General features: G+C 38.6%; 3 protein-coding genes. All 3 read right to left on the minus strand.

The genetic code is table 11. From position 1 onward, the window contains the following. Positions 1 to 3 precede the first annotated feature (3 nt). Positions 4 to 5,592 (minus strand): hypothetical protein, encoded by a 5,589-nt coding sequence (locus AACL30_RS10170; protein WP_339056573.1) that lies wholly within the window; start codon positions 5,590 to 5,592, stop codon positions 4 to 6. A 2,489-nt stretch (positions 5,593 to 8,081) separates the two neighbouring features. Continuing rightward, positions 8,082 to 15,827, minus strand: a complete 7,746-nt coding sequence (locus AACL30_RS10175; protein ID WP_339056574.1) for a TcdA/TcdB catalytic glycosyltransferase domain-containing protein — start codon at positions 15,825 to 15,827, stop codon at positions 8,082 to 8,084. A gap of 517 nt (positions 15,828 to 16,344) precedes the next feature. Then, positions 16,345 to 17,694: a metalloprotease PmbA gene (pmbA, locus tag AACL30_RS10180; RefSeq protein WP_339056575.1), complete on the minus strand. Its 1,350-nt coding sequence runs from the start codon at positions 17,692 to 17,694 to the stop codon at positions 16,345 to 16,347. Between the last annotated feature and the right edge of the window lie 190 nt (positions 17,695 to 17,884).

Below are 17,884 nucleotides of genomic sequence, written 5' to 3' on the forward strand. Positions count from 1 at the left end.
TTATTAGGTTGGATGATATAAATTAAGCAGTGGTATTTTCCCGTATGTTTCTTTTTTTGCTTGCGGAAATTTATTCATGTAGTGTGTGGCTAAATGATCAACAGATAGACTGTTATTGTTGTAAGAAATAGTCAATCGAGCATGAAAAATATTTTTATTGGTATCAAAAGCATCTTCAATAATTAATAATTTATTATCGGTAAAAATAAACATATGCTCATTTTTTCTAGCAATGATAGGAGAGGCTATTGTGCTGATTTCAGTTTGATGGGATAACCTGTCGATAGCGATATTCGGTATTTGGCAAATTAACATTCCTTGGCCAGCATGAGAGAAATGAATCACTGGATAATGCAATAACGCGATATTAATTAGCAAAGATTGATCGGGTGATTGGGCTATTGTTGTTGCTATTAATACGTTGACGTCTTCAATATAAATACAGTCATCAAAATTTTCAGTCGCGTCGCCATTTAAAATTAACAAATTATTTTTACGTTGGTAATCTATCGTACTATTTATTATTTCTGTATGATTATTTTCACCCGAAATTTTTAATATTTTTCGAGGGTTTTTATTTTGTGAAATAAAATAAATCGCTGGCTGTTCTATCTCCCCGGGTTCTGACTTGGCAGAGAAACCAAGATATCGGTAATCACTGGAACTATAATGACTATCTAAAACAAATAAATTTTCACTCTGCGCATGATACCAAGCCAATATTTTATTGTTGATCGCCAATTTTATTATTTCCGGATAGATATAATTTTTTTTAAAAGCGTCGAGCGCTATTTTAATTTTATTAAAATCTAATTTTTTTGTTGATTGATCAAAATATTTTTGGGTGAATTTTTCGTTGACAGACAATAAAACCATTTGAAATTCATTTTGTTGCTTATTGATATCAATAAGCAGCCCTATGGTTGTCTCAATTTGTATATTTCTATTTATCGATAAATGAGCATTGATAATGCTATCACCATTTGCCAATAAATGGATGGGGAGTAACTGTAATTTAGGTATCTGTGCTGTTTTTAATAAAACATGATCCATAAAAAATAGTGGCACTTGATTAATCACTATGTTAGATAAATAGTAAATTCCTTGATTTTTTTTATCTTGACTATCTAATATCCAAGCGCCCCTGCCATCATTGGCCGTTCCTAAACAACTTAACTGTTGGTTATTATCTTCTTGTGTGATAAAAAGCCGCTGATTAATATGATCAAACCAGGCCGGTAATTTCCATAATTTTGGTTGGCTATGTAATAAACCGGTTATGGCAACAACAGGGGCGAGGGTAATTGATTTAACAAATTGTCGTGATTTAATCTGTTCAACTTTATTCATTAAAGACGCTGCCCAATTTTCTTGCTTCCCATTACCCCTTATTTCTAAGCCTTGTAAGCTGAGTGTTTGATCGGCACCAAGGTGATAAATGTAATTTTTTTTAGTATTAATACGCACGCCACGGTAACTATGAGTAATGCCTTTTACATCGTTTTTTTCTATCCCGAACTCGGTTAAATTAATTTCTGTTGCTACGGCATAACCTTTTTGAATGTAGAGTGCATGTAATTGATTATTATTTTTTAAGATACTCCAGAAAAAAATGTGATTATCGGCGCGAGTGCCTTTAATAGCAGCTGCAAGATGCGTCAGGTAATCGGGGTGATTAATAATTTCTTCCCCTTGGATCTGTTCAATAATATTGGGAAAAATAATACCGGTTATTCCATCAAAACTATTAGCCAGTGGCCATAACAGTCGGTATCTACCTGTCAATAAAGACGTCGTGGTTTGTGGGAAAGTAATTTTAGCAACATTTTTTCCGCTGGGTGCTAGCGGATCAATTTTCAATCCGATATCTCTCATGTTTTTGCCGCTTTTCCCCTGCATAAACATGCCGATTTTATTGAGGGAAGTCTGTTTGGCGATTTCTGTATCTAGAATATAATGCAAAGGTAAATTCACTTCTATTATTTTAAATTGTTCTTTGGATGCAGTGACAGAGGTATCAATCAAATAAGTAAATAAACCTTTTTGTTGTATACCGCTCCTCTCCGATTGATAGTGATATTCTTGCTGAAATAAAATCGCTTGGGCTAATATTTCTGTTTTAATAATAAGGGAGGGAGAATGATAAGATTCATCTCCTTCCATACTCGGCAAATGGCTGATAGGTATATAGATATAAAGTAGCTTTCTTTTTTCCTGCTCGGTATTTATTTTTCCAAATTCATATTTTTTTGCCTCTGCCTGCGAGACCCAAATAACATTTTTATAGCTGTAGGTTATATTATTTAAATTGACACTCAGATCGCCTTGGTACCAAGCAAAAAATTGATTATTAAATAACAACCGAGTATGACTGCGTATCACATCCGAAGTAAACAATGTGCTGGTATCATTGGCAGTGTAAAGACATTGCTCTTCTCGTAATTGATAAAATAAACGATCCATTTCTTTATTATCAAGAATGAAATTATCTATTGGAATATAAGGGATGATGTCTTTTATTTCTTTTGTGTGATGAATAAGATAATCTCTTATTGTTTCTGGCTTTCTGTCATTAATTTTATTTATTTTTTCTAATTCAATGGCATTGAGATGGTAAGGAATGAAAGAGAAGGGGGTTGTGTCATAATTAATTTTATAAATGCCTTCCGGCAATTGTATAATGAAGCGAGTACTGACCAAATATTTAATTTTAATTGTTATGGTTTCGTTAATACTACCGGTTAGAAAAAAATGGATATCATTATCACCCTGTAACGTTAAATTCGCTATGCTTTCCTCGATCAGCGTTTTATTTACATAAGCCTGTGGCGGTAAATCAATATGACTTGCATCAATAATCCAATCGACCTGTTCGTTAGTACATTCTATGGTTATTTCTGCTTGTGCTCGATTGATAAATAATATAATGGTGGCTTTCCCTGTGTGAGGACTGTGAAGATGATAATGTAAATGTTTTTTATAAAGCGAATCATCCGTCGGTTGATTTTTATCAAAACCTGGCGCAATCAAATGATAAGTTTTATTACCTAAGTGAACATCAATATTCGTTTTTATTTGGTTATGATAATTAAAATTCAGCTCAGTAAGAAATTGACCGATATCTGGCCTAAGATAAAGCGATCGTAAACCCATCCTATCCAATCGATTAAATTCAGAGGAAATATGTTTAAAGATAAAATAAGAATTTTCTTGCTGAGAAAAAAAATTCATCGCTTCACATTCAACACCATTACTGATGTCACGGTAAAAAGAAATAAAACTGTATTGAGGGTTTATTTTTGCTCGTGCGGCGGTCGGTAATACTAAGGTGATCCTCGCCGCGTCATGAGAAAAATCAGTAATCGTTTGTTTGATACCAATACCACAGCGTTCACGCAAATTAATATAAGCTTGTTCATCTTGCTCAGCAAAGGCGGGCGTTTTTATGCTATTCATTTTACGCATTTGCTGACCAAAATTATCGAATTCAACAAAGCCATTTATTAAATCTATTTTTTTTATCACTACCCCATGGTAAGGCATCCATACACCGTCATTAAAAGAAAACCCTCCTTTTATCCAACCTTCCCTCATGCTATTAAAATAGCGGCCGCAGGCTTTCATTTTTTCTATATTGTTATATTTTTTCTGGAGTTCATCCAAGATGTAATCGCGCATCTGATCCAACGCAATAGCTAAAAGAATGGCAACAGCCGCGACCGGATACATCCATACGGCTCCGGATTTGGCGGTAGTCAGAGAAACATAAATGACGATTTGTAACGTCAAATCCACAACATCGAAGATAAGCTGGTAGGTAAAAATAAGGCGTTGGATTTCATTTTCTGCGTAATATAATTCAGTGGCACTGAAGGCAACATTGGCTAACAAAAGTAAGGGCGCAAGTTTACCCGCTTTGCGGCCTACCGATTTAAAGCCGCGCCAGAATTTTTTTACTGCACCCCCGGTCAAAAAGTTTTTTTCCTTTATCAGCCTATTTTTGACAAAGGTTACCACTTCAGTCACGGTGTTAAAGGTGCCTATAGTCACCGACGTGATGCCCAAATACACATGCAGTTGTAGCGCATGAGAGAGGGCAGTATTTCCTTCAACAGTAATGCCTTGGTTTAACCAACTATTGAACGCCCGGAATATATTGATGATATCGGCGAGCGTATCAATTTTTCCTATTTTAGCCAGATATTTGGGGCGAATATGACCCTGTTCATTTAAATCGTAGTGTTTTTTTAGATCAATATTATATTTATCTAAAAAAATTTTAACTTGAGCGAAGTACTCATTTTTTGTTTTTATTTCTTTTACGCTGTTATTATCAATATGGAGATAAGAAATGCGATATTCTTTTTTATCTATATCATAAGATAGCGATGAAAATATCGGTATCCATTTATTAATTTCCGCAGATGGTATATTAGCTGAATTTAATAGATTATTGTTTTCTTGCTGAAGTAAATTGACATATTGATAAACCTTTATTAATAAAGAGAGGGTGTTGGGCGCCTTTTCTAGTATTTGCTGTGCGCGTAATAAATATTTTTTTTGACTATAATTTTCATGCAAATAAGGGCGGGCTGTGGTACAAGTTTCTGATTGTAAGCTAACCGCAGAAGAATAATAGAGCGGTTGTGCCATTTTTGCTGTATTTAATGCTTTTATATTATTTTCTAATGTCAGCAGCGCGGCTCGCAGGAAAATTGTCAAGGGGCGATTCAATCCAAACGGCTCTCTCTTTGTAGCAGCAATCACGGTTTCAAGCTGATTTTCAATCGTACCCAAGTAAATACTTTTCATCGGCGCCAGACTGCGCCGGTTAGGCAGTGTGAGCGCTATGTTGCTACTTTCCGTTAAATCCAAATGATAGAAACCAAATTCATTATTTATTACACGGTTGCGTAGGCGCTGATAGGCTGCTTGGGTATTCTGGCCAAATACCAGGTTAATCACTGTTGATAACCCTTTTTTCTCCTCGAAAACATCAAGTGAAGCGAACCAATCTTCATAGCGCTGTTTAGTCAAACTTTGCAGTAAAACCTGTTTTAGAACCCTGATCCGCGACAGATTGTTATCACTAATCAAAATTTCATAGGGGCCGGCACTCATAGCGGCTATTAATGCCATGCTATCAGCGGTAGCTAATAATACCGTTCCTGATCTAACATCCGTCTTGATCTTTCTGGCGGTGGTTAGATCAATCCCGCTGTAAAGTCTTGTTTTCGTAGTGTTCCTGCGCTCTGTGATGGGCACATCAAAGTTATTATTCGTACTGAAGCGGCATACATTTGATGCGCGAAGACTTCTTTTTAGCCGAAGGCTCTTTTTTAGCCTAGCGTAACTCAGCACAGGGCTATTTGATGAGTGGCATGAACCTAATGACCCTCCTGTTCTCTGTTGAACTAATCCTTCTTTCAGCGGTAAACGGCGATAGGTAATCAACCTATTTTGTGCTAATTTTTTTCTGTTACCGAGGGGATTTTGGGTAAAAATAATTTTAGTGGCCGCTTCTTCGATACGTAAGGCGATTTTTTTTGTTCTTCTGGCGGTGCCTCCGGATTTTCTATTTGAACCGTCCAAGCAGTACCATTAAACATAATAGAAACCGGGCTAGCGTAAGCGGCTAAACTTTCAATCATGATTTTTCCCCGCTTGCCAATCAGCGTATTTCTTTCTTCTATTTGATGAAAAAAGTCATAGATGAATCCTTCTGTCACTGAACCAGACCAATAATTGGTCATGGTTTTGTCAGTGGGAACCCCTTCGGCCAGTTCACAAGCGGTTATATTGACCCGTGCCACTTCTTTGACTTCTCTTTGTATGAGTTTATCGAAAATTAAATCTGCAATTCTGACGGCACCCACTGTTTTTATATCACCCGTATGGCCAGTGAGATAAATTCGTAGTTTCCCTTGATAAAAAAAATCTTCGCCTCGCTTTTTGGTAATTAGCTTTCCTTTCTCTCTGTTATATTCTAAAAATAAACTACGGGACATGTTTTTATTGAATAGAAAAAGATCTGATTGATATATTTTATAATCTTGGCTAAAAGATATAATAATATTACCGTCGTAATTTGTTTTATTATTTAATAGTGTCTTGGCTCTTTTCCATAATTCGATGCGAAATTCTTCAAAATAAAAGGTTGCATCAGTAAAAGGATCGGTGACTGGATCAGTTAAGGTGAGATAATGAGATGTGGCGATGCCATTAGGATCCATTAATTTAGCAACCACATATTTATGTGCATCGCCACCGGCAAGGACATTACTAGCAGAAACATTTCCCAGGTTGTAATCTTCATAACGGAAAGAGAGTAAAGACTGTGCAACCGATTTATCTCGTCCTATTGCGATAATTGCGTTTTCAAATTCTTCTGTTACTGCTTGTGGAATAGGATGGTATTGCCACTCATCATTAATATAGCCTTGTCGACAGCCATCAATATTATATTCGCTCATAACATTAAACATATCTACCCAGTTATTTAACCGTGCTTGAATGTAACGACTGCGAGGGAGTGATACCATCGCACGGCTATAAGTTGTGTGATAAAAATTCATGTCGATAGGAAAATTATGACGAAAGGAAAATAAAGGATCGACGGTGGTTTCTTGTAGCGGTTTGAAAAATTTACCCTTATTATCCGGATTATTGAGTACGGTTTCTAACGCATTAATAATGGCAACATCAACGTCTTGAGCGTGATCAACATAACCACTGCCCTCGATGCTTTCTATCGCCATTTTACGCGCGGGAAGCTGACTCGGTTTATCGCTGCTTAATTTATCTAAAATCATTTGTAGAATAAGTTGATTCGTTTTAGCTACACCTAATACCTCTATTACATTATCCATCCATTCCGTATCAAATAATTGTTGATTAATCGCCGGCAGAGCATCGATATTAAAATAATAACCTCCCTCTTGTTTTAATATTTGCAAACTAACCAGATCAATCACAGAGGATAAATTGCCACGTAAAATGATTTCTTTATAATAGATATTTTGAATAACCTGATCAGCTTTCATCAGTTGATTAATATCACCAATTTTTATGTTGTCCGAATGTGCCGCCATTTTTTTTAATTTAACCAAACCAGCCTTAAAACTGGTTTGGTGAGATTCAATGACTTCATCTAACGCTTTCTTTTTGCTGATCATCAGGGTAATCAAATTCTGAGAAGCGGCTTGATTAAACGTTAACGGTTTATTCCTTGCAGCCATATCCTCAGTGACATAATCATAAATATCATTTTGTAGAAAAATAAGTTCTTGTTGAAAGTGATCGAATGTAATTTTATATCTATTATTGGCTTCTTCTTCCGTGTTGGGGAGAGGTTCAGCCGTTGCTTTTTTAAAAACCTGATCCCAAGCCGCACGTTGCAAATAAGCAGACAATCGTAATGAAAGTGAGGCCGTTTGGTCTGTCCACAGCGTGATTTCGTAATCAGGATTTGCTTTTATCCAAAGTCCAATTTGGCCTAATTCAAAACCACCCAATTCATCTAACCAAACAAAATGTATTTTTTTAGGCACTAATACGTGCAATTTATTGATACGCTTTTCAATGGCATTACGAATAAGTATGACATTGGATAATGGCGGTATTTTTTCAATAAAAGTTTTCATATGAATTAATAATCGCATTTCTTGTTCTGGATCAGTCGATATATTTTTTGCCCCTTTAGGCGGATCAAATAGCGGGGTGTGATGTTTATATTGATCTACAATGCTAATAAAACGCATATATTCATTTGATGTGCCGATATGACTGTTATTTGATATAACCGGCACATAGTTATTAATAAAGATATTGAGCTGCTGCACTAAATCTGAAGAAATCATATTTATCCTGCTGTGAAAATAAGTAAATAATGTCAACGAGGAATAAGATTTATAGCCAAATCATTTTAATTTTATTCGGCTATAAGAGAGGTTCATGCGGTATAAAAGCAACCGCATTGTTATAAAGTCATGTAAAATTTTTCCGGCGACGCAGTCGCAAAGAAAAAAATTGAAAGCCTATTTTTTTATTACGACTGGTTACCTAAAGCAGATAAGGAAAAATCAAAATGCAGGAAAAGGCGCTACCAGATGGCCATCCATACTGTATTTATTTTCATTTGGATATTGAGCATGATAATAGGTTTCTAATTTTGCAAAGGAAATTTTGACATCAATCAGTGAACCTGCCTGAGGCTCATGATTAAGCGCAGTATAGTGGGTTGATAATCCTTTGGCTGGCATCTCTATCCCATTGAATATAAATTCAAGTTTTTCCTTTTTATGACATAACAACATCACCAGATTTTTTTTGATAATGACACAGACATTCCAGCCTTTTTGTGTGATCAACAGGCTTTCCGGTGTACTTCCCGTCGGCATGATGCATCGTAGCTTGCCTAAATTAAGATGCATCAGGTAGATCATTGGGTAACTAAATTTATCAATGCTAAAGGTAAAAGATTGATCCTGGGTTTGTGTAAAAGGGGTGGTGATCAGCAAGGCAGGTACATCAATATTGATATAATCATCATCAGCAAGCACCGAAACAGAGCCACTGTCCAAAATAAGAATGGGCTTTGCCCGTTGGTAAATCATTCCCTTGTTCGGCATCTTTTTTTCTAATGTGCCATCTTGATTCATTTTTATCAAATCCAGCTGCTCGCCCACTTTGCTATTAAAGTAAGCACTGTGGCTTTGGTGAGTTAAACCAAGATATTGATCCAAATTATGTGTTTTGATGCTACCTGATTCATCGGTGGTAAAAGGCAAAAACAGTTTCTTTTGACCCGCATGATACCAACCCTGCTGATTATTGCTTAACGTCACTTTGATCACTTCAGGGGCGTGATACTTTTCAACAAGCTGGCCGAGCTGAATTTCAATGATCGATCGAGATAAATTTGCTTCCTTTTCTTGTTTCCAGGCCAGGGTAGTGTCGACGGCTAATAACGTGATATGAAATGCTCCATTTTCTCTACTAATATCAAGTAACAGCCCGTCAGTGGTGGTTCCCTTTACTATTCCTTCTTTTTCCGGACTGGCTTGGGTAAAAGACAAGGATTTGTCAGCTATTGTCGCTGAAGTGACGGTGTTAATACTCGGTATTTTCGTTTTTTTCTTTAGGATGATGCCGTGAAAGATCTTACCCACTTCATCAATTTCTATGGCATCGATATAGCCTATTTCTTTCTGGTTTTTATTGCTGATAGTCATGACCCAAGCCCCCACTTTACTTTGGCTGTCCATACCCAGGTAGACTAGCTGCTGATCCTCTTCATTTTGCCAAAAAATAAATTGCTTGCTGGCACGATCATACCAAGCTGACAGCGGTTTTATGCCATCATTCTGTAGTAAGCCGGAAAGGGTGAGATAGGGGGCAATGTTAATCGATTTTTTTTGTGTTGTTGGCAGTGAAGTCGTCCCTTCCATCCTCTCTGTGAGTTGATCGATATGTCTTTTAAAGTAAAACCACCAACTTTCATGTTGTACTAACCAATCTTGTCCTATTCCTACTAATAAAAGGGTTTCATTATCGTTTAGGCCATACAGCTTGCCATCCACAGTACGAATAATTTTATTTTTTATACTCAATATTTGGTTATTAGTAATATTAAAATCACCCAATTGCATTTCTGTCGCGGGCAGTTGATCTTGTTGGACATACAGTTTTTTAAATTTTTGATCCTGATCGGTAACACACCAAAAATGGTAATATTTAGTACTCGTGCCTATTTTGACTTCTACTGCGGTATCTTCATCAATCACTATTTTTGTGGTGCCAGCATAATGAATGAGGTTGTCCGGGTTATTGATCACTTCATCAGGAAGACGTGCATTTATTTCCCCTTTTAGCACGATGCTACCGTGCAATGGCCACAGTAGTTTACGCCCGATGGTGATGACAGTGTCTGCTGTCATATTATCTACCGCCACAACATTAGATCCTGTACCTGTCCATGGATCCAGCTTACTGACATCAAGCGTTTTTATCTCTGTGTTCGCTTTATTTTTCATAAAATCATTCAGTATGCTGAGATTGCCACTTTGAATCAGTTGCTGTTGTATTCCTTCTGGTAAATACTGAGCTTCAGTGAATATCAATCCTTTTTGAGGATATTGAGTATCAATTTTGTACCTCATAATCAGCGGTTGTTGATGATCAATGGCTTGATAGCGTTGTTCAAAAACGATGTATCGGGTGATATCTTTGGGCTGAGTGATGAGGGTGAGGGTGGATTGAGAAGGGAGCGCTATTTTTTCCCGCGTGAGGGGATTTTGAGTATCAAGCACATCGGGTAGATGACACAAGGGCAGATAAATGTGTTGCAAGCGATGCGTCTTAATTTCTGATAGCCAAAAGAGATTTCGATAGTAGTAAAGATGCTCAAGACCCTCAGACGCCACCTGCATCAATAAATCTCCCTTAAACCAGGCATACTTCTCACCGAAAAAAAGAACGTGGACATCAGTACGATTGGTATCTTCAAACAGCGTACCGGGCTTGTTTGCCGTATGAACAAATTGTTCGTCGTGGGTAGAATAGTAAACCTGATCGCTCTTTTCATCACCGATCAGTGAAAGTTTTTTTACTGGAATATAATTCGGCGAAAAATGGGTATTTTGAATCATGAGTCGCAAATAGCGTCTTGTCAGTTCTAATTTTTTCCTTGCTGGAGACATGCGCTTCGTCTCCTTCTTAGGATCAAGGATCTGGATGGTTTGTTCTGTTAGATAATAAATAAACTGATCCGCGTTAAATTCTCTAACAATACGCTTACATGAATTTTTCTCATCACACTTTATGCTAATAATTCCCAAGGGAAGCTGAAAAGTGATGTTGGTGTTAGCGCGATCAATAACCTTTATCGCAATGCTATTTTTGTCCCCGTATTCATCTGCGTTAACGTCAAACAATTTATAACCCTCATTAGTCACCTCAAATGACATCTCAGGAATATAGGGATGATTAGCATTGATGATCCAAACGATATTTGGGTTACTACGTGCGATGGTAATATCAGCCTGTCCCCGATTGAATACCAAAAAAATCGTTGCACTTCCCTGCTCCGAGCCATAAAAGCGGTAATGTAAATAGTTTTTGCTAACCGAATCTGTGATTTTTTGATCTTCTTTAATCCCCTGTAGCATCACGTTGTAATTGTTATTACCGAAATAAATGTTGATATCCGTTTTTTCATAGTGATACTGAAGATCATTGATCAGCATCCAGTCGAAACCCACCTTCTGCTCGAGTTTGCTCAAAATAGAAAGAGGATTGGGTATGTTCAAGCTTCGATGAAATAAATAAATGAAATGGGGATCTTTTTCAGCAAAAAAACGCATGGCATCAAACTCAATATCACCACGCTGATTCATAAAGGCTACTACTGCCTTATACTTAGGATCAATTTTAGTTCGAGGTGTCTTGGGTAAGATCACTGTATTCACGGCAGGTTGATCACCTATGGGGAGATCAGCGATAGTAATGGCTTGGTTTTCTTCTATTCCGCTTAATGCTCTCAGATTGATGTAATGAACAGGGTCATAAGGATCCGCTTTGTTAATGGTTAGATCTTTCCCTTGAGCCGTTTTTTTGCGCATTTGTACACCGATATCATCAAAGATGACATAGGGTCTTCTGGTATTCTCCAAATGAATTCTTTTCATTACCGCGCCCTCGACAGGCACCAATACCTTATCATTAACGACAGTAAAGCCGCCCTGCTCAAAACCCTGTTTTATTTGATTAAATTTGATTCCGCACAGTTGTGCTTTGGTAATATTGTCAGTATTTTCTCCTAAGAGATAACTGACTTCTTCACTCAGTTTAGATAAACCATAACCGGCACCAATGACGATCAAAAAAGGAGCCAACGTTGGACTAAAACCAAGAGACCATAAACTTCCCACGGTGAATGCAAAGTTCACCCCATCGAATGCCATTCTGACGATAGCGTGACTGCGTTGCAGATCATTTTTGGCTTGATAGTATTCATAGCTATTGAATACAAAACTAATGGCCGTTAATGCAAAACTGGTTGTTGTGGTAGCGTTCCCTATTTTTTTTATAGCCGGCGAGGAGGCAATACGATAACTGGCATTCCATAAAGCATTAATGGTTCCGGTAAAACGCTTGAATAGCCAGTCGTTTTGTACAGCAGACTCCAGCAATCTTTCACTACCATCAGTCAGAGTAGAGGCCATGCTGCTGATGTTATTAATATCGCCTAATAAAGAGATCCAAGTGTGCAGTTTTATGGCGAAAGAGAGCGGTTCTTTTTTCTCGTGAGTGACGGAGACTGCTTGGCTAAAAAAATGGTAAATAGACAGGATTGAATCGTCAAAATTGGCAAAGCCTCCAGTTCCACCGGTACGGCCAACCGCTCTGGCAATCTGGCTTTTTTTCTTCATCAATGGGTGATGGTGTTTAATCAATGCAATTTTTTTATCTAAATACATCCTCATCTCAGCAAAAAAAGGCTCCCGAGTGGTGATATCGGTTATATTATGGTCAGAAATGTTTAAATAGCTGATAGTGTAGAGTTGATCGATCGGATCATATCGCAGTGTCGAAAATAAGATCACCCACTCTCCTGGCGCGAGTCGGCTTTCGTTCAATACATTATGATTGATACGTTTCCATGCCTGATGTTGCGAGTACAGGACAGCATAATCGAAACTGGGATGATTTCCTGCCCGCCAATGTAATTGCATGGCTCTCAGTATGTCATTACTGTTGATATAATTTTCTAGTGCCAGGGGGCTGTCCCGTTGCTGCAAGCTGGGTTTAGGCTCCCACAATGAGTAATAGTAACGTTTGAGCGGAGCATGGGGAGTTTGAGCGGTATTTTGCAGGCTGTTTAAATTGATCTCGAGGCTGTCGACGCGATGCCTAGCCTGTTTTATAAGATTGTCTCTGGTGCCGACTTGGCTATCCGGCAATAAAAGCCCTTCCAGGCTACCCAAAAAAATGGCTTTAATGGCGGCTTTACTTTTCATTCCTTGACGTATGCTCGTCGCACTGCCGTCTTTATTGAGATTAAGGTTGAAAAAGGTGATACGTTTGCTGCTGACCCGCCATTGAAGGCACCCAAAAGCGTGATCTCGCGCAGTCTGTGTTGGAAAAAGGGTATTGACGAGCAGATTGAATTCAATTTTACCGCAACTAAAATCAAGCAGTTCATACCACTGTGTGTAAGTTTCAACTTCAAGGCTCAGCCTTAATGCCTGCATCACTACCGAGATCTTGGCAAGATCAGGATCGCTGATGATAAGCTCGTGATCCACGGCACCCATCGCGGCGATGAGTGCCATGCTCTCGGCAACAGTCACCACCACACCTTGCTTAATACTGTCTAGCATCCCTTTAGCTGTTGCTTGATCTATCCATCCATCGAGTTTGTGAGGATCCTTCATCCACTCTTCTAGTTTTTCAGGGGGGATCAGAGGAATTTCCATCACCGAACCCAGCGCAAAAGGGGTTGGGTTAAATGTCGCCATAGCGATGATTTTATTGCGCATCACCCTATCTTCGACAAGAGGCCGAGTGGTATAAGACAGCGTCATATTGGTCGATCTCGTGGCGATCCCGACCTTGTCACTTTCTATTACATTTTCCCACGTTATTTCGGCTACGGCTGAGTTATCTGCGCTGGCTACAGGCAGTTTTCCCTGCCATTGACGCCCCATGCTATCAACAGTAAAAAGCTTTTCTTGCACCACAATGCGATCAATGCTTATTTTACGATCGCTCTTATCAAAAGCATCATAGAGACTTTTGATAAAGCGATGATTGTTGCCTGCTATTAGGTTCGACTCTGGTTGACAAGCCACCAGGGTCAGCTGTTCTATCCTAGTGATATTGATCGGTAGCATCGCTTTCAATGATGCTGTAATTTTTAGGGCATGTAAGAGGGGTATAGGCTGACCGTTTCCAGCCCACACAATATATCTTCCCTTATTGACTCTAGCCAGGGTATCGGGTTGTAGGCTAAGGGTATTTTTGGCTTCATCATAACGATACCAATCGCTAATATCTCTGTTTTGATGGTATAAAAACCGCGCCGTTTTGGTGCTAATCTCATCATTATGAATTTGTATAATATATTGGCCGCCATATTGAGGGCTGTTAGAAAAGGGTTCAAGATAATACATGGATCCCATTAAGTGCGAGCGTGATACCTCTTCGGTTAATGGGGTGATAGCATTGAAAGAAGGCGTGAACTTTTTTTGAAAGATCAGGGCATTGGTTGGCCGTATCGGCTGACCCTTTTCATTAAGTACCGGATCGAGCATATTATCCAATAGTTGAGCATAAGCAACATTATAGGCAGGGGTGCCCAACAGTTCAGGGCTAGTTTGTTCATATTGATTTAGAATATCCCAACGGTAAGAAAGAACCGCCTTAGCACTGAGCTGTAGATTTGCGCGTTTTATCTCTGCCTCAATCTCAGAAATAAGAGATTGCCGTAAAGCTGGCTCGGTTAGCTTGAGAGTAAGGGGATTGTATTTTTCAATGATGGCATATGTCTTAGCAAAATTGCTTAATAAGTGAGTAATAAATGGAATGCCTTCTTGATCATCAAACTTTTTTACGGCCACCGCTTTGGCATAACCATCAGCGTAACAACAGCGAAAAAAAGGGTCGACTTTGACGACACCAAGGCTTTTAAACAAGGGAATTTTCTTTTCTATAGCACGTTGTATTATTGTTTCTATTTTTGTCCGTCTTGCTGAATCAATATTGTAAACCGGGTAGTCCTTAATCAACTTTTCACGGGCGAGTATTTTGCTGGTACCCGTTTCCGGATCGGTTTTTTCCATTAATGCATCTAGGATACAACTGGCAATGACCGCTTTGCTTTCCACACCCTGGGGATCTTGAATACTGGTCTGAATTAAGCTTCGGTGCCCAACATTAAATAGTTTTTCATCGATCTCGGGCAACACATTGGTCGCTAAATAAATGCCGCCTTCTTTTTGTAACACCTGTAAGCCCAGTATTTCGCTGGCAGTAATCAGATTTCCTCGTCGAACCAACTCTGTTAAATAATAAGAGGGCGAAGGAAAAAAAGCATCCTCACTGACGATAATGGTGATATCCGTTGTTGGATTCGCTTTCCTCAGAAAGTACTGAGCAGATGATAGCCTGTTTCTATTGGCATCATAGCTGTTGTCTAACTCTTCAGCAGTGCCTAGCCCTCTTTCTTGACAAAATGCTTTGACACAATTATCGAAACTATTAGCAAAACTTTCTATCCCTGCCTCTGTGGCCACTCTGTTTCTTATGTAGTTAAAAGCATCGTTTTGCCAGGAAAAAAGGGCTGTTCGAAAAGCCTTACCGGAATGGTTTAACGTTTCTTTACTGGCTTGTTTTTGTAGTCGTACAGCAAGCTCTCTCGCTAAAAATGCATATTTATCCGTATGAATTTTGATGACATAATCTGGATTCGCTGCTATCCAAAGATTAATATAGTCCCGCTGAATGTGTGTCATTTCACACAGGCAAACAAAATGGAGTATTTTAGGGACAGCGGTCATGAGGGTATTTTTACGTGCTAAAAGTATATTGGATAAAAAACCACTGTATCGCTTTTCACCGTTTTTATTATGAATAAAAATCCATTTCTCAAGGCAATCCAACATTTCAAATAAAAGCTTGGTTTCTTCTACGGGGGGTAAAGGGTGAATCGCAGCTAAGTAGTGATTTCTGACTGTTATAAATTTTCTATAATAATCTTTTCTATTATACTTCGACTCATCTACGGTGATGTTTTCTAGTTGCTTAATGACATCGCTGTATTCCATTATTTTACGGCTCCATTTCATTTTATGTTTTTGTAATAAAAATTAATACTGTATTTATAATTTTATTCTGGTTATAAAAATATATTTTTATAACCTAATTCTAAGACTTTCTTGGTAATAACGCATAAGTGTTAATTTGATAAATTAATTCAGTTATTTAGAAATAATGAATGAAATGTATTTAATAGCGTTGTTTTTTAAATCAGACATATAAATAATTTGTGATTTATTTTTATATGATGAAAAAATAAATATTTGAATTTACTTTTACGGAATATCATATTAATAGAAATGTTTTTATCGATTTTAATTCATATAGAGCAATAAAGAATAACTGCTATTTTAATTACATCGGAGAGAATGGGTAAACATTATCTGCAAGGCGCCCCATCGTGCGAAATGCTACGCCAATTTTATGCAAAATGCAAAAATTGGCGCCTCTCCCATCACCGATCAAAACACTCGCACTCTGGCTTTCTATTTAAAGTTCGAGGCCAGTGAAATTTACAATGAAATTTTATTCACCCGCAATTTTCATCGGTCGCAATAACACTGAACCACATTGAATATTACTACGGGTTTCGATATCGCTACCGATACTGACAATATTACGCAGCATATCTTTCAAGTTACCGGCAATAGTGATCCCACTGACCGGATATTGAATTTCCTCGTTATCAACCCAAAATCCGGCCGCACCACGCGAGTAGTCACCGGTAACCGTATTGACACCGTCCCCCATCAGTTCTGTGACTAATAAACCTGTACCCAGTTGCTTTAGCATACTGGTAAAATCCTTCTTCTGAAAATCTTTCTCCTGACTGGAAATCAGCCAATTGTGGATCCCGCCTGCATGGCCGGTGCTTTTTAAGCCCAATTTACGGGCAGAATAACTGCTCAATAGGTAAGTTTGCAGTACGCCATCTTTAACAATATCTCGTGTTACCGTCAGCACACCTTCACTATCAAAGGGGGAAGATGCTAGCCCGCCAAGTAAATGTGGTTTTTCTTCTATTGTCAGCCAATCAGGTAAAATTTGTTTACCCAGATGATCGAGCAGAAAAGTGGATTTACGGTAAATATTGCCGCCACTGATAGCAGAAACCAAATGGCCAAATAATCCCGTTGCTACTTCTGCGGCAAATAATACTGGCGCTTTTCTAGTGGATAATTTAACGGTACCCAACCGGGATAATGCACGACGCGCACATTCTTGACCGATCCACTCAGGATTTTTCAGATCTGATATTTTGCGGCTAACGCTATAAGCGTAGTCCCGCTCCATTTTGCCATCTTTTTCGGCGATCACACTGCAAGAAAGTGAATAGCGGCTGGAACAATAACTTTGTAACATGCCATGACTATTACCAAAAACTCTAATACCATAATGATTATTAAAATTACCCCCTTCAGAATGGGTGATACATTTATCAAAGCTTAATGCGGTCTGCTCTGCTTGCGCTGCCAGTTTAATGCCATGATCAACATCCAAATCGCTTGCATGCAAAAGATCCAAATCTGGTGCCTTAAAGGCCAGCAGCTCTTTATCTGCGATCCCTGAAAAGGGATCGATTGAAGTATGATGTGCTATATCCAGCGCGGCTTTCACTGTGCGTTCAATCGCATGAGGACTGAGATCTGTTGAAGATGCACTCCCTTTGCGTTGTTGGTGATAAACAGTGATGCCTAACGCCCCATCGCTGTTGAATTCCACGTTTTCTACTTCACCATCGCGGGTGCTGATACTGATACCCGTTGTTTTCGTGATGGCAACTTCAGCAGCATCAGAAGAAAGGCTGGCCAGCTGCAATGCATGCTCAACGGCTTGTTCTAGTGTTTTACATTGTTTTGTAACTTGAGTATTCATTGCTTTTTTCACCGCTCGACTCTCGTTATTGAAGAAGAAATAAATTATGCGACTTAGTCTAACAGGAACTATGTCACCTGACACGAGCTGTGGAAATATACTCTTCGCCTTTGAAGCCGCCGTGTTGTTGGATGTAGGTGTTTGCCCGTATCACTTAGTATTCATGCCCTGGGCGCCTAGCGGTGACTTG

The organism is Candidatus Regiella endosymbiont of Tuberolachnus salignus (genome assembly GCF_964020115.1).
GTDB classification, from domain to species: Bacteria; Pseudomonadota; Gammaproteobacteria; order Enterobacterales; family Enterobacteriaceae; genus Regiella; species Regiella insecticola.

Bases quoted from the DNA above. Each gene is read 5' to 3' on its own strand.
- AACL30_RS10175 (WP_339056574.1), bottom strand. From the start codon at position 15,827: ATGGAATACAGCGATGTCATTAAGCAACTAGAAAACATCACCGTAGAT.
- pmbA (WP_339056575.1), bottom strand. From the start codon at position 17,694: ATGAATACTCAAGTTACAAAACAATGTAAAACACTAGAACAAGCCGTT.